A 21932-nucleotide genomic window follows, 5' to 3' on the forward strand; every position below is an offset into this window, starting at 1 on the left:
TTGAAAAAAATTCGGGATGGAACTGGATATTCTGGATAAAAAGTTGGTCGAATTACTGCAAAAAGATTGCAAAAGGACCACGAAATATTATGCTGACAAACTAAAGCTGTCAAAAACCGCTGTTTATGAACGGATAAAACGTTTGGAACGGCAAGGCGTTGTTACTGAATATGTTGCTTTGGTAAGCAAGGAAAAAGTGCAGCGGAATTTCACCGTACTCTGCCACATCCGGTTGGTGCAGCACACCAAAGACAATGTGCTGAAATTTGAACGTGAAATCCTGAAATTGGACGAAGTGTCGGAATGCTTCCATGTTGGCGGAGACTACGATTATATCATCAAAGTAAACGTAAAGGACATGAAATCCTATAGGGAATTTATGATCACCAAGCTCACAGCCATCAACAACATAGGAAACACCCAGAGCTCGTTTGTGATCAACGAGGTAAAAAACAGCCCTTCAGTTCATATTTAGCAAAGTTTAACCTAATTCCATGTTAAAAGCGATTGACAGCTGGTTGGAGATGTCTAATTTTTGAATATCAAAAAACGAAGACAATCAAAAAACCATCTTGTTAATCATGAAATCCCGTACTCGAATTCTACTTGCGGTACTGGCCACACTAGTAGGGGGATTCTCCTTAGTGTTGTACAATACCTTGTCCAGAGATATCATCTTCAGCGGCTTAAATTTTTGTTCTTCTTCGGATATTGAGCTCATTATGGCTGGATTATCCACTTTTGCCTCGGCCACAATTGCTGGTTTTATAACTTCCTTGATTGTGGTGAGGGATAATAATTGGCCCCACTTCCTCATATCACTATTTATTGTGGCTAAAATGTCCTTTATAATAATCCATCTACAATCGAGCGGTCCTGTATGGTTCGAGGCCGCTTTGCAACTATCCTTGCTCGGAGGACTTTGGTTTGGACGTTACAGCGCCAGCAAGTTTCCATTGGCTCCTGTTTAATACAAAAGTTCCCGAAAAACATTTGTATTTTTACAGCTGTTTTGTTGACAAACCTGTTTTAAAATTATCCACAAAAAGATAGAATATGAATCAATATGATGTGGCCATCATCGGCTCTGGACCTGGAGGCTATGTGGCAGCAATTCGTTGTGCACAATTGGGAATGAAAACCGCAATAATAGAAAAATACAGTACCCTTGGGGGTACCTGTCTCAATGTGGGCTGTATTCCCTCCAAGGCACTGTTGGACTCATCACATCATTATGAAGACGCCATAAAGCACTTTGAAGAGCATGGAATCGACATTCCCGGCGAAGTCAAAGTAAATTTGAAACAGATGATAGCTAGGAAACAGTCTGTAGTGGACCAAACAACCAAGGGCATTCAATTTTTGATGGATAAAAATAAGATTGATGTCTTTCAAGGTGTAGGCAGTTTTAAGGATGCCACTCACGTAAATATCAGTGATGATAATGGAAAGGTAGAAACCATTGAAGCAAAGAACATCATCATTGCAACAGGTTCCAAACCATCTACTTTGCCATTCATCGAACTAGATAAAGAGCGAATAATCACTTCCACGGAAGCCTTGAAACTAAAAGAGGTGCCCAAACACATGATTGTGATTGGTGGTGGAGTTATTGGCCTGGAACTTGGTCAGGTTTACAAGCGGTTGGGAGCAGATGTAACCGTAGTGGAGTATTTGGACCGAATTATTCCAGGTATGGACGGTGCGCTTTCCAAGGAGCTGATGAAAGTTTTGAAAAAACAGAAGGTGAAATTCAATCTTTCCCATAAAGTAAAATCCGTGGAACGAAAAGGTGACGAGGTTGTGGTGAAGGCCGATGATAAAAAAGGCAATGAAGTCACCTTTACAGGGGACTATTGTTTGGTTTCTGTGGGAAGAAGACCCTACACCGAAGGATTGAATGCAGAAGCAGCTGGGATAAAACTCAACGATACGGGCAGGGTAGAGGTCAATGCCCATTTGCAGACCAATGTTGCTAACATCTATGCCATCGGAGATGTAGTCCGCGGAGCTATGCTGGCACACAAAGCGGAGGAGGAAGGCACCATGGTCGCAGAACTTATTGCCGGACAAAAACCACATATCGATTACAACCTAATACCCGGAGTGGTCTATACTTGGCCCGAGGTTGCTGCGGTAGGCAAAACTGAGGAAGAACTTAAAGAAGCTGGGGTAGACTACAAAGTAGGCCAATTTCCGATGCGCGCTTTGGGAAGAGCCAGAGCCAGCATGGACATCGATGGATTTGTGAAGATACTTGCCGACAAAGTCACCGATGAAGTACTTGGCGTACACATGATAGGGGCGCGGTGTGCCGACCTGATTACTGAAGGGGTGACCGCCATGGAATTTAGGGCTTCGGCGGAGGACATTGCAAGAATGAGCCACGCTCACCCAACTTATGCCGAAGCTGTGAAAGAGGCCGCATTGGCCGCTACGGATGATAGAGCTTTGCACGTGTGATGTTCTAGCGCTTTTTGTAGAGTTATTTTTCTATATTCAATAAAATATAAACCCACTGATTATGCTGCTTTTTAAGAAGATTGCTCTGTTGATTTTCTTTTTATGTTTTTTTGCCCAAGGGCAACAGGAACTCTATGAGTTAAGAACGTATGAACTTGCCTTTGGCAAAGATGCCAATATCCTTCATGATTATCTCGAAAACGCCTTTATTCCAGCCATGGAGCGCCAAGGGTTGGAAAACATTGGTGCTTTTAAAGAATGGAAGGCCATGCCCGACAAAATTTACGTTCTGATTCCGTATGAAAGTATGGAGGAGTTTGAAAATATTAAACATGGTATTTCTTCAGATTCGGAGTACCTTGATGCTGCAGAACCCTACCTCAATGCTGAGGTGGATGAGTTTCCCATAAACCATTACAAGAGTTCGTTTTTCAAAGCTTTTGCCGGAATGCCAAAGATTGTTAAGCCAGGAGAAAACGTAAAACTTTTTGAACTACGAACTTATTTGGGATATAATGAGGATGCGTTGCGCAGAAAAGTAAAAATGTTCAACGACCATGAATTCGAGATTTTTGAGGAAGTAGGATTCAAGCCGTTGTTTTTTGGGGAGAAACTAATTGGCGACGACATGCCTAGTCTAACTTACTTTTTGGCTTTTGAATCCTTTGAAAAGCATCAGGAGAGCTGGGCCAAGTTTTTACAACATCCGGAGTGGATTAGAATTTTGCACTTGGATGAGTATGCCAATACCGTTTCCCATATAGAAACGGAATATCTTGAGCGATTGCCCTATTCCAAACTGTAATCCGTTATTTATCAAAGATTTTATCAGTCGTTGCGAACTACCTTAAAAATTCGCATCAAAAAAGGACGTACGCGCAGGCCAATTTCCTTAAGGATGTTTATAACTGTTTTTTGGAGTAGTACAACTTGGCTTTTAATGTGTTGCGTGCCATAGGCCAGCTGTGCCATTATTTCTTCCTCATACTTAACATATTGCAATGAAAGATAGGTGCATAGGACCATAAAAGCTACCGCTCCCGGGATAGCAATCATTGGATTTAGACCATGCTGAAAGAATTTGTAGAGTCCCAACCCCGTAAAACTGCCATATAAGACCACAAAATGAATCACATAGATGGTCAATGTACTGGAACCCACTTTGAGAATGGTTTTGTGCGTCAAAAAAGACTTAAAAATCATGAACACAGCAAAAGCAAGAAAAACATCACCCAAACGAATAAAAAGATAATTGTTGGACTGTATCAGTTCAAAAAGCTCAATTCCTGTAACTTCAGATAGCTTTAAAAACAAATCAGATGAAAGGAATACCAACCCACATCCAAGTAAAGCAGCCACGCCAATTGCGTATGGATAAAGATGCCTATGATTTTTGAATCGTACAAAAAGCAGGGCAATAGCCGCCCCAATGCTAGTATAGCCCATCCATGGGAAAATGGTAAATACAGAACCGTTGGCTTTGGTAAAGTAATTGGCCAGACCTTGTGGTAGAAAACCGAACGTATATTGTTTGTACAACGGTTCCAATAGGAACAATAGAATTGTTACCAAAATCAGGGAAAGCGGAAAAACGAAATGCTTTTTTTGAACCGTGAGCAAGTAGATGCCCACAATGGCTAGAATGGAAAGGCCGATGCAATGAAGCACATCTACCAAATAAAACCCGTAATAGAGTTCTCCTTTTAACAAGCCAAAGAGATTCAAACGCAACAGATAGCCAATTAGAAGCAGTTGCAGACCACGCCGGATTCCTTTTTTCACTCTTGGATTTTCGAGTCCTCTTTGCGGGACGCGAACCAACAAATACGTAAAGATAAATCCAGATACCGTGAAGAATACCGGTGCGGTGATTCCCCTAAAGTATAGCCAAATATTATATATAGGATTTTCAGGATTTCTAAAAATTGGATTCAGCAACCCATCGATAAAATGCCCTTGTAGCATCATCAAGATGGCCCATGCACGCATGGCATCAATAAAAAATAATCTGTTGGCTTTGTCCCCCATGGAGCAATTGGTTATCCTATATACTTGTTTGACAGCATGTTTGGATGCTTTGCGCGGCAAAATTATACAAAATACTCGCAACTCTTTACCAATTCGAGTATTTTAGCGAAACAATCAAAGTTTTTTATCTATGGCTGCAATTTTGGCATTTGCAGGAAGCAATTCTTCAACTTCCATCAATCATCAATTGGTCAAATACACCACTTCCTTGTTAAAGGACCATGATTTTCAGCTACTTAATATGACTGATTATCCTTTTCCCATGTACAGTGAAGATGATGAAAAGCAAAAGGGGTTTTCCAATTCACTGGTCGAGTTGAAGGAAAATATAGCAAAGGTTGATGGACTGATAGTTTCTGTGAATGAGCACAACGGAAACCCCTCTGCCTATTTTAAGAACCTATTGGATTGGCTCTCTCGCTTGGAACGTAAATTTATGGATGGTAAAAAGATATTCCTAATGTCCACTTCTGGAGGAAAAAGGGGAGCTCAAGGAGCTTTGGAAGTGACCAAAAATATGCTGCCTAGGTTTGGAGCCGAAATTGTTTCAACTTTTTCATTGCCTTCCTACTACGAAAACTTTGATGAAAATAAAATTACCGATGAACCTTTAAAAAAAGAGCATCAAGCCGCTCTTCAAACGTTTTTGGAAACTTTAAGGTAAGCTGTGCGCAAACACCGAGTTTTTAAAATTCAAAATATTTCCAAAATAAAGAAAGCGCTGTTGGAATGGTCACGGGGTTATTCCGCAGTAGTCTGGCTGGATAGCAATAATCATAAAGACCCGTACGGTTCCTTCGACGCCGCACTGGCCATCGGACAGACTGATGGGTCTTCCTTTTTTGTAAAAAACATCGATAATCTGAACGAATACGTCGATAAGAGACAGGATTGGCTTTTTGGCTACTTTTCATATGATTTAAAAAACGACCTTGAAGATTTGGTTTCACAGAATTTGGATGGCCTCGGATTTCCGAAAATTCAGTTTTTTAAACCTTCTAGGTTGATAATGCTCAAGGGTAACGAACTGCATTTTCAATACCTAAAATCCTATGCCGATGAAATGGAATGGGATTATTTGCAAATCAAAGAACGACTCAAAAACTTACATGGAAGCCAAGGGAATACTGCTAAACCGAAAATACATATGCGCATCCACAAGGATGCTTATTTCGAAAAAGTAAACAAGCTTTTGGAACATATTCATCGTGGCAACATTTATGAAGCGAATCTATGTCAGGAATTTTATGCCACAGATACTAAAATAGACCCATGGCGAACCTATTCTAAACTTAATACGATTTCACAACCGCCATTCGCTACCTTTATGAGAATGGATGAACATTATTTAATGTGCGCCTCCCCAGAACGTTATTTAAAAAAAATAGGGCAGACCATTATTTCCCAACCCATTAAGGGTACAGCACCACGTGGTAAGAATCTTGAAGAGGACGAGGCATTGAAAATAGCCTTGGCTCAAGACGAAAAGGAAAGGGCCGAAAACATTATGATAACAGATTTGGTTCGTAACGATCTTTCCAAAAGTGCCTTGAAAGGAAGTGTAGAAGTGAAAGAACTCTGTAAGGTGTATGATTACAAACAAGTCCACCAGATGATTTCGACTATTGTCGCTCAGGTTGCTGAAGACAAAAATACTTTAGAGCTTATCAAGGAAACTTTTCCCATGGGAAGTATGACGGGTGCGCCAAAAATATCGGCCATGAAAATAATCGAAGCGCTGGAGGAAACCAAAAGGGGATTATACAGTGGGGCAGTTGGCTACTTTGCTCCAAATGGAGACTTTGATTTTAATGTGGTGATTCGAAGTATTCTCTACAATGCATCAAAAAAATATGTGTCGTATTCCGTTGGAAGCGCCATTACGGCAAAATCGGACCCTGAAAGAGAATATCAGGAATGTCTACTCAAGGCGAAGGCCATGCGGAGTGTGTTAGAGCAGGGCTAGTTATTCTTAATTTTGTATCGTGCTGAACAAATTCAAACAACATATTGAAACCAATTTAATTTTCCTAAAAGGAAAGAAGCTGTTGATAGCCTGCAGTGGGGGAGTGGACAGCGTGGTTTTAACCCATCTTTGTCATCAAAGTGGTCTGGACATCTGTTTGGCCCATTGCAATTTTAACCTTCGAGGAGGCGAAAGTGACAAGGATGAGGAATTTGTAAAAGTACTGGGTGAAAAGCTTGGAATTAATGTCTCTGTTAAGGTTTTTGATACCCTAGGTTATATGAACCAACATGGAGGGTCCATCCAAATGGCAGCTCGTGCACTGCGTTATCAATGGTTCAACCAACTATTGGAAACGGAACATTGTGATTTTGTGCTGACTGCCCATCACATAGATGATAATTTAGAAACCTTTATAATCAACTTATCAAGGGGTACTGGTATTGAAGGTTTAACAGGCATACCACAGCAAAATGATAGGTTTGTTAGGCCTTTATTGCGCTTTTCAAGGGAAGAAATAGAAAATTATGCCAAATCACAAGGGATTAAATGGCGAGAGGACAGCAGCAATGTGGAAACCAAATATTTGCGGAACAAAATTCGACTTGAATTAGTGCCAAAATTGAAAGAACTTCACCCTACCTTTCTTTCCAACTTTACAAATACCCAGGCATATTTGAAGCAAACACAAGCGCTGGCTACGAATGATATCAACGCCGCCCAAAAGAGATTATTTCGAAAAAGGGGAGATGCCCAACTCATAAATGTTGATGAACTGAAGCAATTGAAGCCCACTGAAGCCTATCTATATGGATTGTTCCACAAATATGGTTTTACGGAATGGGATAATATCAAGAATTTGCTTGAAGCGATGAGTGGCAAGGAACTGGTCTCAAAAACGCATAGGTTGCTGCGAGACAGAACGCACTTGATACTTTCGCCTTTGGAAATAAGAGAACAAACCAATTATGCCATTGTTGATGGCGTAAAAATTTTGGAGGAACCAATTCGTTTAAAATTTGAAATGGTTTCAGGCATGCAGGAATTAGGGCCGAACACCATTTTTTTGGATAAGGAAAAGTTAAACTTTCCGTTAGTATTAAGGAATTGGCAAAAAGGCGACTATTTTTATCCATTTGGAATGAAGGGGAGAAAGAAGCTTTCCAAATTTTTCAAGGATGAAAAAATTGACGTCATTACCAAGGAAAAACAATGGTTGTTATGCTCAGAAAATAAAATAGTTTGGGTTGTCGGCCGCAGGGCGGATGAGCGCTTTAAGGTGGATGCATCAACCCAAAAGATATTAAAGGTTACCCATATCATATGAGATTTTCACTCTTTTTGTTGACATTGCTCTGGTCGCACGTTTCCCTTTTTTCACAAACCGATGTGAGCCCTGCAGTATGGTCCCATGAAGTCAATAAAATTTCAGACACAGAGTATGAGCTGGTCTTCAAAGGCAAAATAATGGACGGATGGCATGTATATTCACAATATACTGCTGAAGGAGGTTCCCTGCCCAGCGAATTCACTTTTGAGAAGGCTGGAGAGGATTATGAACTGGTTGGCCAGACCAAGGAAAGTGAAACAATCAAAGAATACAGTGAGATTTTTGAAGTAGAAGAGACCTTCTTCAAAAAGGAGGCCATTTTCACACAAAAAATAAAACTTTATAGCCCTGAGGTACGTCAAATCTCCGTCAACCTCTTTTACCAAATCTGCAAGGAGGTATGCATTCCCATGGACTTTTTGTTTCAAATCTCACTGGATGGAAAGGCCTTTGTGGATGAAGAAAAGCAACTCGATGAACGTAGTCTGCTGATGAACGAATCCCTGCAGATAGATTTAAAAAACAAAGCGCTATTGAATCAAGGCGGGCTTCAGGATTCCAAAGGAAAATCCAATCTTTGGGTGATTTTCAGCCTTGGCTTTTTAGGGGGACTGATTGCACTTTTAACCCCTTGCGTTTTCCCGATGATACCGTTGACCGTGTCCTTTTTTACCAAACACGCCCAAAAAAAATCAAAGGGACTGGCCAATGCGATGCTATATGGCTTTTTTATAGTGCTTATTTATTTTTTGTTGAGTATACCCTTTCATTTGTTCGAATCGGTAGATTCACAAATTCTCAATACCATCGCCACCAATGTATGGCTCAACGTCTTCTTTTTTGTGATTTTTATTGTTTTTGCCTTTTCATTTTTTGGGTATTATGAATTGACCCTCCCAAGCTCTTGGGCCAACAAAATGGATGCTGCATCTTCGAAGGTTGGCGGAGGACTGGGTATTTTTTTTATGGCTTTGACATTGGCGATTGTGTCTTTTTCTTGCACAGGTCCCATATTGGGAGCACTTTTGGGAAGCACCACCTTGGCGGCAGGCGATGTAGCAACAAATTTAACCGCTGGTATGACAGGTTTTGGATTGGCATTGGCTTTGCCCTTTGCCCTGTTTGCCCTATTTCCCACCTGGTTGAATTCCCTCCCCAAATCAGGAGGTTGGATGACCACTGTAAAAGTGGTTTTGGGCTTTTTGGAACTCGCCCTTGCCTTCAAGTTCCTATCTAATGCCGATTTAGTGGGTCACTGGGGCTTATTAAAGCGAGAAATATTCTTGGGGATATGGATTTTCCTATTTTTATTGATGACCTTGTACCTTTTCGGTTTCATTCGATTTTCGCATGATGGACCAAAAGGAAGAATCTCATCAGTACGAAAAGTCTTGGGCTTATTGAGTGCAGGGTTCACGCTATATCTTGTACTCGGATTGTTTAATGTGACATCCCTTAAATTGTTGAGCGGCTTTCCGCCTCCGGATTTCTATAGTGTTCAACAAAAAGATAGTGACTGCCCCCTTGGATTGGATTGTTTCAAGGATTTTGAAGCGGGTGTCGCTTATGCCAAAGAAGTAAACAAACCCATATTGTTGGATTTTACAGGTTGGGCCTGTGTCAACTGCCGAAAGATGGAAGAGAATGTTTGGAGCCACCCAGACATCTATCCATTGCTAAAAAACGAATATGTGCTGATTTCATTATATGTGGATGATAGAAAAGAATTACCGAAAGAGGAGCAATTTGATTTTCAATTTGAATCGGGAAGAATAAAGGCTATTGAGACCGTGGGGCAAAAATGGGGCACGTTTCAAACCATTAACTTCAATGCTGCTTCGCAGCCTTATTATGTATTGCTTTCCCCAAATTTGGAATTACTCAACGATGCCGTGCAGTATGTGGATGTGGAAACCTATGAGCGCTGGCTCAAATCTGGTTTGGAGAAGCATCAATTGTCCATGAACCGATAGACAAATAGCGATTCAATAATTTGTTCGCTTAATAGAAAATAGTTTACCTTAGGGTTGCTAATTGACATAACCATAAGAACCCCCGTGAAAAAAATAAAGAAAGCGCTTTTAGTGCTTGCAGGGCTTATATTGCTTGTAATTATCAGTCTGATAGTGTTTGTTCAAACACTAAAACCTGATTACAGTGGAGAAAAGACATTGCCTGGCCTTCAAGAAGATGTGAACGTTCACTTCGACACCTTTGGAATACCCCATATTTATGCTGAAAACGAACCGGATGCCCTTAGGGCCCTGGGCTATGTACACGCCCAAGATAGATTGTGGCAGATGGAATTGCTGCGACGTTTGGCAAAAGGGGAGCTTTCTGAAGTTTTTGGGCCCGATTTGGTAGATACTGACAAATTTTTTCTTTCCCTCGGTATTGACGAACATACAAATCAAACAGTCTCGCAACTGGACAAGGAGGATGAAATGGTCGTTCTCTGTCAATTCTATTTGGACGGAATAAATGCCTTTATCGAAGAAGGGCCTACGCCCGTTGAATTCTATCTTACTGGAATCGATAAGAGACCTTTTCTTTTGGAAGATGTCTACAATGTTGTAGGATATATGGCCTTTAGCTTTGCCATGGGCCATAAAACTGACCCTTTGTTAACGAGCATTCAACAAGAGTTTGGAGAAGAGTACATTGACGATCTGGCCATTTACTCGGATACCTCGACAGTTTGGATTAAAAACTATAAGAAGAACAGCCCGGATTCTTTGGGAGCAATGATTACCTCCAATGCCACAAAGGCACTGCAAAAGCTTCCAGTGCCCCTTTTTGTTGGCAGTAACAGCTGGGTTTTGGCACCATCCAAGACCAAGAATGGGAAAGTTATTTTAGCCAACGACCCACATATTGGATTTGCACAGCCCTCTGTTTGGTATGAAGCTCATGTGAGCACACCCAATTATGAGAAATACGGATATCATCTGGGAGGTGTGCCATTTCCGTTGTTGGGACACAACAGGGATTTGGCGTATGGTTTGACCATGTTGCAGAATGACGACCTCAACTTTTACTATGAGGAAACCCACCCGCAGGACAGTACAAAATATAGGACCGAAAACGGATGGGAAAGGTATGATTATGTTACCAGAACGATTAAAGTAAAAGATAGTGAAGATGTTTCTTTTACCTTTAAAAAAACTAGGCATGGTCCTGTGGTAAATGATATTGCGACCCAAATAGATGATGAACAACCGGTGGCCATGTCATGGATGTATGTGATGCACAAGAACGAGGTCTTGCACGGATTGCACGGACTTTGTCATGCTACTGATATTGCACAATTTGAAGATGCATTGCCCAAAATCCATGCACCTGGCCTTAATGTGATGTATGGTGATGCAGATGGCAATGTGGCTTGGTGGGCCACAGCAAAATTAAATCAAATGCCCGATAGTGTTTCCACAAAGTTTATCCTCGATGGAACATCTGGCAAACAAGAACCCATTCGATTTCTTGACTTCTCAGAAAACCCAAGTGCTGTTAATCCACCGTGGCAGTATGTATATTCTGCCAATAACCAACCAGATTCCACTGCAGGAATGTTATATCCGGGTTACTATCTTCCCGAAAACCGTGCTAAGCGAATTGTTCAACTTTTAGAAAACAAGAATGACTGGGACAAAAAGGCCACTTCTGAAATGATTTTGGATGTGACCTCCTCGGTAAATCCAAGTTTGGTCACAGAATTGATTAAACTGGTTGATGTTTCGATACTTTCTGAAGAACAACTCATTTGGGTAGATGCGCTCAAAAATTGGGATGGCCATTATGCGGTAGATGGAATCAGCCCAACTTTGTTCCATAGGGCAGAATACTATATGCTAAAAAACACATTTGAGGACGAATTGGGTGAAGACCGATTTAATCAATTGTTGGCAACACATCTTATAAAGCGCCATATTGCCTGGGGAGCCCAAATGGAAGACGGTAAATGGTGGGACAATGTGCATACAGCGGATACCTTGGAAACACGATTGGAGGTTTTAATTAAATCGTTTGATGACGCATGGAATTCATTGGTGGAAGACTTTGGTCCCGACCCCAACCAATGGCAATGGGGTAAGGTCCATACTTTGGAGCATCAACACCCTTTTGGAAAAGTGGAAACACTTCGCAACTTTTTTAATGTTGGCCCTTTTCCTGTGGAAGGCACCCGAGAGGTTATCAACAACATGGCTTTTCCCTATGACAGCACTGGCCTCTACAAAGTAAATTCAGGACCTTCCACTCGGAGGGTTATCGACTTTTCAGATATAGAGAATAGCATCAGCATACTACCAACAGGTCAATCTGGAAATCCATTTAGTAAGCATTACAAAGATCAAGCTGAAATGTACGTTAAAGGGAAATTCCGGAAAATGATGATGAACAAGCGAGAGATTCAAGACAATGCTGAATCGCTCTTGAAGTTTGTTAAAAAATAATAGCCTTACTTTCATTTAAATCAAATTAGGTGGCCTGAAATCTCATTTAACGATGATTTCATGCCATTTTGTTGGTCTTGATGTTTTTTTTGGTTTTCTTAGAAGTGCCAAGATTAAATAGTATTTTAAAAAACCAACAAAGGAATGCGGCATCTTCAAGCTAAATTCTCTAACCAAGAACACAATTATGAATACGCACAAAGGATATGTAAGTTGTATTTTATGCTTTGGATGTTTTCTTATGACATTCGGACAACAACAAGCTTACGTAGAATATTACAATGCTTACGATGAACGCGTGGGGATTGAAAATACTGGTCTTTATCAAGGTGAGGTTTATGCTGAAAAGTATCGGACAATAAACGAACAAACCCAATTTTTTAGAACGCTCGATTTTCAAAAAGGCAATGTCTGTTACGATGGCCAATGTTACTATGGCCTGGATCTGAAGTATGACCTTTATGAAGACCAGGTTCTTATGAAGCTAATTTCGTCAGCAGGAGGAGGGACTCTTAGGCTTTTCAAGGAGTATGTCGATAGTTTTGAATTAGGTGGATTGAAGTTCGTGAAACTTACGGAAGAAGTAGCCCCTGGGTTAAATGCTTATGGCTTTTACGCCAAGGCAATGGAATCTCCCACTTTCATTTTATATACTAAATACAACAAAAAAAGTTTTGAAAGAAAGGATAGAAGTTCCATTTACTACGAGTTTTTGGACGGCCCATCAGAGCATGTATTATTGTACAAGGGCAAGCACCATATTGTAAATTCCAAAAAAGACATGGTGGATTTGTTCCCAGACCAAAAAAGACAAATTGACAGATTTTATCGAATTGCCAAAAGCCTTAGAAGATCAGACCCAAATCAATTTCAAGTTAGCCTGGTTAGACGTATAGAAACCCTTCTTAACCAATCCAATAAACCAGTAGAAGAATGAAAAAAATTATGACCGTTTTCATGCTTTTTATGAGCATGCAATACGTATTTGCACAAACAGAAGTACCTCGCATTTCGGTATCGTTCACCAACACCCCTGCAGAAGATGCCCTCGCCGAAATAGAGCGCAAGACTTCATACAAATTCTTTTACTTATCAGATTGGCTGAAAGAATTGCGAGTGACTGGAAATTTTCAGGATACACCGGTGAACACTGTTTTGGACAATCTTTTTGAGGATACTGTACTCAACTATTTCATCATGGACTCCGACAGGATATACCTTTTGCAGAACAATCAGATTTATGATTCGCTGCCCGATGATTTTTTTGGAGCCCCGGACAAAGTTGAGGATGATTTTCCACAATATGATCAATTGCAGGACATTGGGCCTCTTTTTGTTGGCAATGACGACAACAATCGTGGACTGGAAACGGTAAAAATTGGAAGGGAAAACCGAAACAGTAGAAGGCGCACCTTTACATTAAATGGAAAAGCTTTAAATGCAAGAACAGGTCAGCCCATACCCGATTTGGCAATCATTGTTGAGGGAAAAGATATAGGGACATCTACAAATGCCAATGGAAATTACAGTTTGGAACTGCCCATAGGTGAAAACATTATAACCACCAGAGGGTTGGGTATTGAAGAATCACGAACCCAGATAATCCTTTATAATGATGGTTCTTACAACTTTCAGTTGAATGAAAGTGTGGAAGCCTTGGATGAAGTAGTGGTGCAGGGCAATATCGACAGGAATGTGGAAACCGCAATTACCGGAGTAACGTTGATAGAGGTTGAAAAAATTAAGAACATCCCATTGGTTTTGGGAGAAAGGGACGTGCTCAAGGCAGCGGTAACCTTGCCTGGGATTACCACAGCAGGGGAAGGGGCCTCTGGGTATAACGTACGTGGGGGTAGAACGGACCAGAACTTGATTTTACTGGACAATGGGGTTATCTATAATCCTTCACATTTCTTTGGAATATTCTCGGCGATAAACCCATTTACAACGGGTTCAGCGGAGATTTACAAAGGGCATATTCCTGCGCAGTTCGGCGGAAGACTTTCTTCAGTGTTCGATATTACCTCAAAAGATGCCAATACGGAAAAATTTTCGGGAGAGGCCTCCATTGGCCCAGTGACCAGTAATATAGTTTTAGAAACCCCAATAATAAAGGACAAAGCGGCACTCATGGTAGGAGGTAGGGCCACTTATTCTGATTGGATTTTGGATAGCTTGGATGATGAGCAATTGAGCAACAGCACGGCATCATTCTTTGATGTTCTCGCTAAATATAATCACACGATCAATGAGAATAATGAGTTGAAAGCAACAGGATATTTCAGTAGGGACGAATTCAGTATTACCTCAGACTCTATTTTTAACTATAGCAACCGATTGGTTTCATTGGGATGGGACCATAAATTCAGTGATAAAACAACCGGAAGTCTGGTTTTGTCCAATAGCGAATATCAATTTGGAATTGAATTCGACGGAGAATCGAATGATGACTTTGATTTGGGATATAAAAATAACGAAACCGAGTTCAAGTACAGAATGCGGTATCTACCCGGCGGTAAACACTCCTTTGATTTTGGAATTGCCAGTAAACTCTATGTTGTAGACCCGGGCAATATAGATCCTTTGGGTACGGATTCTGATGTTTCTTCCTTGGTCATACCCCGAGAAAGAGGATTGGAGTCCGCAGTTTTTATATCGGATAGCTATGAGGTCAATGACAAGCTATTGATAGATATGGGGCTCCGCTTTTCTTTTTATGCGGCGCTCGGAGCCGGTCAGCAGCGTATTTACCAAGATAATGCTCCAAGAAACAGTGGTACATTGGTGGAAACCCAAGAATTTGACGATAACGAGGTCATTGAAACCTATGGAGGTCCTGAGGTCCGACTTTCGGCCCGGTACTTTTTGGCACCTGATTTTTCGGTCAAGGCCAGTGTTAATAATGCATTTCAGTATATCCATACCCTTTCCAATAATACAACGGTATCCCCGACAGATACTTGGAAACTGTCCGACTTGAATATCAAACCTCAAGAAGCCTATCAAGCTTCACTAGGTTTCTATAAGAATTTTGAGGGAAACAAATATGAACTCAGTCTAGAGGGGTATTATAAAGAACAAAGGAACCTGTTGGACTACAAAGTAGGTGCTCAGCTGTTACTCAATGAGGCTATAGAGCAAGAAGTACTTCAGGGAGATGGCCAGGCCTATGGGGTTGAGTTTTTGATTAAAAAGAACGAGGGAAAACTAAATGGATGGTTAGGCTATACCTATTCCCGTTCCTTTGTTAAGCTGGATAGCGAGTTCAATGAGGAGCGCGTGAACAATGGCGAGTTTTTCCCATCAAACTTTGATAAACCTCATGACATAAGCTTGGTTGCCAACTATAAGTTTACCAGAAGATTCAGTGCCTCGGCTAATTTTGTTTATCAAACAGGTAGACCGGTAACTTTCCCAATAGGAAGCTTTGCTTTCAACAATTCAGAGTTTGTATTTTACAGTGATCGAAACAAGTTCCGGATTCCGGATTATTATCGTTTGGATTTGAGCTTCAATATGGAAGGGAATCACAAGATCAAGAAGTTCGCCCACAGTTTCTGGAGTTTTTCGATTTACAACGTGTTGGGAAGAAACAACCCCTATTCTGTCTTCTTTGTGACCGAAGATGGGGATATCAAGGCGTTCCAAAGTTCCATATTTGCTATTCCGGTACCAACAATAACATATAATTTTAAATTTTAAGGTGTTGCATAGTTTTGGAAAACATAAGATTAAATTTTCGGTTTTAAGTGCGTTGTTGATAGCCTCTTGTATCGAACCCTTTAATGCAGTTTTCACCGACTTTGAAAGTGCCCTTGTTATCGAGGCAACGATAACAAACGAAGTAAAGCAGCAAGAGATATTGCTCTCAAGATCTTTTGAGTTCGACGCCGATGGACCTATCTCTGAACCAAATGCCAACGTGCGAATCGTTGATAGTGGCGGAAACACTTTTTCTTTCAGCGACCAGGGTAACGGATTGTATTTGTCCGAAGAATCCTTTGGCGCACAACCAGGTGTAGACTACCAACTTTTGGTGACCACTTCCGATGGGAGGGACTACAACTCCGACCAGACCCCGTTAAAAACGGGGACAGGAATTGAACAGATTACCGCGGAACGCATTGTTAATAATGATGGTCAAGACGGTATGGCCATTTTGGTGGACAGTTTTGACCCTTCCGGAAACTCAAAGAATTACCGATATGAGTATGAAGAAACCTTCAGGGTAATAGCTCCCAGCTGGCAGCCCGTTAAACTAGTACCTGAGACGGAATTCGGTTGCACCATGATTTTAGTTAGGAATAATGATTTGGCCCAAGTCTGTTATGAGACCAACAATTCGAATCAAATTATTCAGACGTCCACTGAAGATTTGGACGAGGACCGCGTTGAAAATTTTATGGTTCGCTTCATCAGTCGACAAAACTACATCATATCCCATCGTTATAGCATCTTGGTAAGACAGTTTGTCCAATCCGATGAAGCCTTTAACTTTTACAGTACACTTAAAGAACTTTCAAGTTCAGAAAGCCTTTTTTCCCAGACCCAACCTGGTTTTTTGCAGGGCAATGTTTTTTCATCCGAAAATAGCGAAGAGCGGGTACTGGGTTTTTTTGATGTGAGCACGGTCTCCGAGCAAAGACTTTTCTTTAATTATGACGACTTCTATCCCGGTGAGGATTTACCACCCTATATAGATCCTTGCCAAACCAGCAGTCCGGTAATCGCGAACGAAGGAGGCTGTGTACTTCGTCCAATAATAGAAATTGGAGCTGGCGTCTATGCAGGGGATAGCGGAGCGGAACCCGGTAGTAATCAGGGGCCGTATTTGATAGTTCGTAGAATCTGTGGCGACTGTTCGGTTTTGGGGCCACAAGAAATACCAGAATTTTGGATTGAATGAAAAATCTAAGACCTAAATATCATAAATTCCTGACAATGCTTTTTGGAGTTGTCCTATTTAGCTGTATAGAATCTTTTGACACCACTTTTGTCGATTTTGAAAGTGTCTTGGTAGTTGAAGCTATAATTACCGATATACCTAAATTTCAAAAAATTAATGTTTCAAGATCCTATGAATTCAATGCTGAGCCAATTCCAGAGCTTAATGCCAATGTGAGTGTCGTGGATAGTGATGGTAATATATACTTGTTTGCGGATAGCGGAAATGGCAGTTATATTTCAATGGAAAGCTTTGGGGTTGAGCAGGGAATTCAATATCAGCTGCTACTGAGCACCTCCGACGGGAACAGGTACCGTTCAGACGCCGAACAGCTACAAGTAGGGAATGCTAAAATACTTAATGTTGATGCAAAACGAATGGTCAATGAGAAAGGTGAAGATGGAATTGTCATTTTGGTGGATAGTTTTGACCCTATGGGAAATTCAAAGAATTATCGCTTTGAATATGAGGAGACCTATCACATAATTGCACCGCTTTGGTCCCCTTTGGAGTTGGCGCCCGTAAATGATGAAGGATGCGAAATGAGACTAGTTCCCAATATCTCCAACGAACAAAATTGTTTTCCAACATCGCTCTCAAAAGACATACTGCTTACTTCAACCGAATACTTGTCCCAGGATAGGGTAGAGAACTTTCAAATAAGGTTCATTAACAGAAACGATTATATCATTTCCCACAGGTACAGCATCCTTGTAAGGCAGTTGATACAATCAGATCAAGCCTTTGAATTCTATAATATACTCTTGGAACTTTCCAGTTCTGAAAGCCTTTTGTCACAAGTACAACCAGGTTTTTTGCAGGGAAATATATTTTCTGTTGATAATTCCGAAGAACATGTTTTGGGTCTTTTTGACTTGAATACTATTGACGAGGAGCGGATTTTTTTCAATTACAATGACTTTTATCCCGAAGAAGAACTGCCCCCTTTCCTAGACCCTTGTATTGGCACTGCTCCACCAATTGAATCGGCTAATAGATGTCTTGTTCGGACATTGATTGAAAGTGGCGCCGGAATCTATGCTGGTAGCAGTGGACCTGATTTAGTTCCAGGTCCATATCGCATAGTACCTCGCATATGCGGGGACTGCAAAGTCTTAGGCCCTGCTGAACCACCAAATTTTTGGATAGAAGGATGAGAAATAACAACACATATCTTTTTTTATGCTCAAGTTTCGCAATACTTGTGCTAAGCGGTTGCATTGAACCCTTTGAGACCACTTTTGTGGATTTTGAAAGTGCTTTGGTCATAGATGCCACCATAACCGACGAGAACAAAAGGCAACAAATTGTACTCTCCAGAACCTTCGAGTTTGAAGCTGATGGCCCCATTCCTGAAACTGACGCGAATGTTCGTATCAATGATTCACAAGGGAATATTTTTGCCTTTGAAGATCAAGGGAACGGAGTCTATCTATCCACCCAAGAATTTGCAGCTCAACAAGGGATAGACTACGATCTTTCCGTTACAACAGCCAACGGCCGAAATTACGGTTCTGATGTGGTACAGCTAAGTGCGGTGACAGCAATAGACGAATTAAGGGCAGAACGAGTTATAACCGACTTGGGTGAAGACGGTATGGCCATATTCGTCAATAGTTTCGACCCAACTGGCAATGCCAAGAACTATCGCTATGAGTACGAAGAGACATATAGGGTTATTGCGCCAACGTGGTCTCCAACTTCCCTTATCGGCGACCCAGCGGGAGGGTGCAATGTTCTGAAAATTGCCAACGTGACGGACGAGCAAGTTTGTTATGCCACTGATTTTTCCACAGATATCATTTTGACATCCACTGAAGATTTGGGAGAAGACAGGGTGAGTGATTTCAGAGTACGTTTAATAAGTAGGGAAAACTATATTATTTCCCACCGATATAGCATTCTGGTCAGACAATATGTACAATCCAATGAAGCGTTTACCTTTTTTGATACGCTCAATGAGCTGTCAAGATCCGAAAGTCTGTTTTCTCAGATACAACCTGGATTTCTGCAAGGCAATGTTTTTTCAAGGGATGATATCAATGAAAGTGTATTGGGGTATTTTGATGTGAGTTCGGTCTCGAAGCAACGTCTTTTTTTTAATTACGATGATTTCTATCCAGGAGAAGATTTACCGCCTTACGTTGAACCCTGTACCGGAAGCACCCCTCTTATCGCAGATATGGGCGGCTGTGTGCTGCGACCTATAATAGAGGCTGGCGTGGGAATATATGCAGAAGATAATTCTTCACCAGGCCCTAATGAGGGACCATACCTCATTGTTCCTCGTGTATGCGGTGACTGTGGTGTTTTGGGAACTTCAGAAATCCCTGATTTTTGGATAGAATGAGAATAAGGAACATCACATATCGTTTTCTTTTTCCTGCCGTCATCATGGTGTCGCTCTGCAGTTGCATAGAGCCATTCGAGGCCACCTTTGTGGATTTTGAGAGCATCTTGGTGGTCGATGCCACGATAACCAATGAAATGAAGCAACAGCAGATCATCCTTACACGCACCTACGAATTTGAAGCGGAGGGACCCACTGGAGAATCGGGTGCCACGGTTCGGGTGGTTTCCGATAATGGGGCCAGCTACGATTTTATGGAATCGGACGATGGCAATTACTACTCCGAAGAGCCCTTTGCGTCGCAATCCGATACCCAATACACCCTATCCATAACCACCAGGGATGGGAGCTCATACCAATCCGAACAGGCACAAATGGGCAACGTATCCAATATTGATAGTCTGTATGCCGAACGTATAGTGAACGACTTTGGGGATGAAGGCATGGGTATTTTTTTAAATACCAGCAGTTTGGATGAAACTGAAAATTTCTATCGTTGGGAATATGAGGAAACTTACAAGGTGATTGCTCCCAGATGGAATCCCAAAGAACTGGAACTGGACGAAAGCACCGATCCCCAGAACATTATCATTGTTCCTCGGTCCTTGGATGAGCGGGTTTGCTATCCGTTCCGAAAATCCACAAATTTTTTACTTGCCGATACCGAGGATTTTAATCAAGGTAGCATCGAGAATTTTATGGTTCGCTTTATAAACCGGAACAACTATATCATTTCCCATCGGTATAGTATTTTGGTCAGGCAGTTTGGCCAATCCCAACAGGCTCAAAACTTTTACGAGACATTGAACAGTTTCGCCACATCAGAAAGCCTTTTTTCGGAGACACAGCCTGGTTTTTTGGAAGGGAATGTGTTCCCGGTCCAAGATGGAGCTGACCAAATACTGGGATATTTCAATGTGGTGACCGTGGATGAAGAACGTATCTTTTTCAATTACGAAGATTTTTTTCCTGGGGAACGTTTGCCACCCTATGTTAGCCCATGCCTGGAAACTGCACCAGAAAATGGCCTCAGGGATTTAGTCCGATTGGATTTAATAAAATATATTGAAGAAAACGAGGGGATAATAATCCCAGGAGGCCCTTACATCATTGTACCACAAGTCTGTGGCGACTGTACCATTTTAGGTCCATCTGAAATCCCTGATTTTTGGATAGAATGAAAATTGGACGTTTCACATATCGTTTTGTTTTACCTGCCGTCATCATGGTGTCGCTCTGCAGTTGCATAGAGCCATTCGAGGCCACCTTTGTGGATTTTGAAAGCGCCTTGGTGGTGGAAGCGACCATCACCAACGAATTCAAAAACCAAGAGGTGTACCTTACACGGACTTTTGAGTTCGAAGCCGATGGCCCAATGCCAGAGTCCAATGCAAATGTCAAGATAGAAGATGGGTCAGGGAACAGTTTCTCTTTTCAAGATACGGGTAATGGAATTTATGTTTCCTCAGAGCCTTTTGCTGCCCAATCGGACAACAGTTACAGACTTTTTATTACCACAGCGGATGGTAGAACCTATTCCTCTGAAACCGCAACCTTAAAAAACGCTGTTAGCATCGATGAATTGAAAGTAGAAAGGAGGCAAAACGATTTTGGCGAAGACGGCATTGCCATTTTGTTGGATACGAACGATCCACAAGGCCAATCCAAATATTATCGCTATACTTTTGAGGAAACCTTTAGAATCGAAGCCCCGTTTTGGAGTCCTAATAGTTTGGGAGCCGATACACGCCCCGAAGCCGTGGTTTGCGGCGTCCAAGTTTTGCAGCAAACACGTGACATAAGCGAAAGTATCTGTTATACCACCGTACCATCCAATGATATTGTCATAGCCAGCACTGACAGTTTCGAACAGGACAGGCTTGATGACTTTATGGTTCGTTTCATTAATAGGGATAATTACATTATTTCGCACAGGTACAGCATCTTGGTGAAACAGTTTGTGCTTTCGAATGAAGCATATACGTTCTATGAAACATTACAGGAGTTTTCGGGAAGCGAAAGTCTATTTTCTGAAACTCAACCGGGCTTTTTGGTGGGTAACGTAGCCTCTGAAATCAATCAAGCGGAAAAAGTGTTGGGTTATTTTGATGTTTCCCCAGTTACAGAGCAACGTATTTTCTTCAATTATGAAGATTTTTACCCAAATGAAGATCTTCCTCCCTATATAGAACCTTGCACCTTTACCGCACCAGTTTTGTCCCGAGGTTTACCTCCGATATGTGTGCTGCTTCGATTGGTGGAACTTGACTTGGTCGCCTACGTAGAGGAAAATACTAACGGAGACTCGAATCAAGGCCCTTTTTTGGTAGTTCCAAAGGTTTGTGGAGATTGTACAAGTATTGGTAGTTCAACGCCGCCCGAATTTTGGGTGGAATAAC

At 41.5% G+C, this 21932-nt stretch carries 17 protein-coding genes; 16 read left to right on the forward strand and 1 reads right to left on the reverse strand.

The features are described 5' to 3' along the window. The first annotated feature begins 16 nt into the window (after positions 1-16). The 4 genes from GTQ34_RS02650 (at position 17) to GTQ34_RS02665 (ending at position 3268) form a co-directional block, all read left to right on the forward strand. The gene (locus GTQ34_RS02650; protein ID WP_166522205.1) at positions 17-475 is read left to right on the forward strand and encodes an Lrp/AsnC family transcriptional regulator; all 459 of its coding nucleotides are present in this window, start codon (positions 17-19) and stop codon (positions 473-475) included. 106 nt (positions 476-581) lie between these two features. Continuing rightward, complete coding sequence (locus GTQ34_RS02655) at positions 582-971, forward strand: hypothetical protein (RefSeq protein WP_166522206.1); 390 nt, start codon at positions 582-584, stop codon at positions 969-971. A gap of 85 nt (positions 972-1056) precedes the next feature. Continuing rightward, positions 1057-2463, forward strand: coding sequence for a dihydrolipoyl dehydrogenase (gene lpdA, locus GTQ34_RS02660; RefSeq protein WP_166522207.1), 1407 nt, complete (start codon positions 1057-1059; stop codon positions 2461-2463). A gap of 61 nt (positions 2464-2524) precedes the next feature. Continuing rightward, positions 2525-3268: an NIPSNAP family protein gene (locus tag GTQ34_RS02665; RefSeq protein ID WP_166522208.1), complete on the forward strand. Its 744-nt coding sequence runs from the start codon at positions 2525-2527 to the stop codon at positions 3266-3268. 23 nt (positions 3269-3291) lie between these two features. On the opposite strand, the gene GTQ34_RS02670 is transcribed toward GTQ34_RS02665, so the two are convergent. Further along, on the reverse strand, positions 3292-4491 hold the full coding sequence (locus tag GTQ34_RS02670) for an acyltransferase family protein (protein ID WP_166522209.1): 1200 nt from the start codon (positions 4489-4491) through the stop codon (positions 3292-3294). 130 nt (positions 4492-4621) lie between these two features. On the opposite strand from GTQ34_RS02670, the gene GTQ34_RS02675 reads away from it, so the two are divergent. From GTQ34_RS02675 to GTQ34_RS02730, 12 genes are all read left to right on the forward strand, one after another. Beyond that, positions 4622-5155 carry an NADPH-dependent FMN reductase gene (locus tag GTQ34_RS02675; RefSeq protein ID WP_166522210.1) on the forward strand — a complete coding sequence of 178 codons (534 nt, stop codon included), beginning with the start codon at positions 4622-4624 and terminating at the stop codon, positions 5153-5155. Positions 5156-5158: 3 nt separating this feature from the next. Further along, positions 5159-6457 carry an anthranilate synthase component I family protein gene (locus tag GTQ34_RS02680; RefSeq protein ID WP_166522211.1) on the forward strand — a complete coding sequence of 433 codons (1299 nt, stop codon included), beginning with the start codon at positions 5159-5161 and terminating at the stop codon, positions 6455-6457. Between the two features lie 19 nt (positions 6458-6476). Beyond that, positions 6477-7784: a tRNA lysidine(34) synthetase TilS gene (gene tilS, locus GTQ34_RS02685; RefSeq protein ID WP_166522212.1), complete on the forward strand. Its 1308-nt coding sequence runs from the start codon at positions 6477-6479 to the stop codon at positions 7782-7784. After that, entirely contained in the window at positions 7781-9760 is a 1980-nt protein-coding gene (locus tag GTQ34_RS02690) for a protein-disulfide reductase DsbD family protein (RefSeq protein ID WP_166522213.1), read from the forward strand. Before tilS ends, GTQ34_RS02690 begins: the two co-directional genes overlap by 4 nt. Before the next feature lie 84 nt (positions 9761-9844). Next, a complete protein-coding gene (locus GTQ34_RS02695; RefSeq protein ID WP_166522214.1) occupies positions 9845-12238 on the forward strand; it encodes a penicillin acylase family protein in 2394 nt (797 codons plus the stop codon). Positions 12239-12425: 187 nt separating this feature from the next. After that, positions 12426-13175, forward strand: coding sequence for a hypothetical protein (locus GTQ34_RS02700; protein ID WP_166522215.1), 750 nt, complete (start codon positions 12426-12428; stop codon positions 13173-13175). After that, positions 13172-15940 (forward strand): carboxypeptidase-like regulatory domain-containing protein, encoded by a 2769-nt coding sequence (locus GTQ34_RS02705; protein ID WP_166522216.1) that lies wholly within the window; start codon positions 13172-13174, stop codon positions 15938-15940. The genes GTQ34_RS02700 and GTQ34_RS02705 overlap by 4 nt, the downstream gene beginning before the upstream one ends. Before the next feature lies 1 nt (position 15941). After that, the gene (locus GTQ34_RS02710; protein ID WP_166522217.1) at positions 15942-17144 is read left to right on the forward strand and encodes a DUF4249 domain-containing protein; all 1203 of its coding nucleotides are present in this window, start codon (positions 15942-15944) and stop codon (positions 17142-17144) included. After that, on the forward strand, positions 17141-18340 hold the full coding sequence (locus GTQ34_RS02715; protein ID WP_166522218.1) for a DUF4249 domain-containing protein: 1200 nt from the start codon (positions 17141-17143) through the stop codon (positions 18338-18340). The genes GTQ34_RS02710 and GTQ34_RS02715 overlap by 4 nt, the downstream gene beginning before the upstream one ends. Further along, on the forward strand, positions 18337-19533 hold the full coding sequence (locus GTQ34_RS02720) for a DUF4249 domain-containing protein (RefSeq protein ID WP_166522219.1): 1197 nt from the start codon (positions 18337-18339) through the stop codon (positions 19531-19533). The genes GTQ34_RS02715 and GTQ34_RS02720 overlap by 4 nt, the downstream gene beginning before the upstream one ends. Then, positions 19530-20714, forward strand: coding sequence for a DUF4249 domain-containing protein (locus tag GTQ34_RS02725; protein WP_166522220.1), 1185 nt, complete (start codon positions 19530-19532; stop codon positions 20712-20714). The genes GTQ34_RS02720 and GTQ34_RS02725 overlap by 4 nt, the downstream gene beginning before the upstream one ends. Beyond that, the gene (locus GTQ34_RS02730) at positions 20711-21931 is read left to right on the forward strand and encodes a DUF4249 domain-containing protein (protein WP_235914976.1); all 1221 of its coding nucleotides are present in this window, start codon (positions 20711-20713) and stop codon (positions 21929-21931) included. The genes GTQ34_RS02725 and GTQ34_RS02730 overlap by 4 nt, the downstream gene beginning before the upstream one ends. The last annotated feature ends 1 nt before the right edge of the window (position 21932 follow it).

It is taken from the genome of Flagellimonas ochracea (genome assembly GCF_009903685.1).
GTDB lineage: Bacteria > Bacteroidota > Bacteroidia > Flavobacteriales > Flavobacteriaceae > Flagellimonas > Flagellimonas ochracea.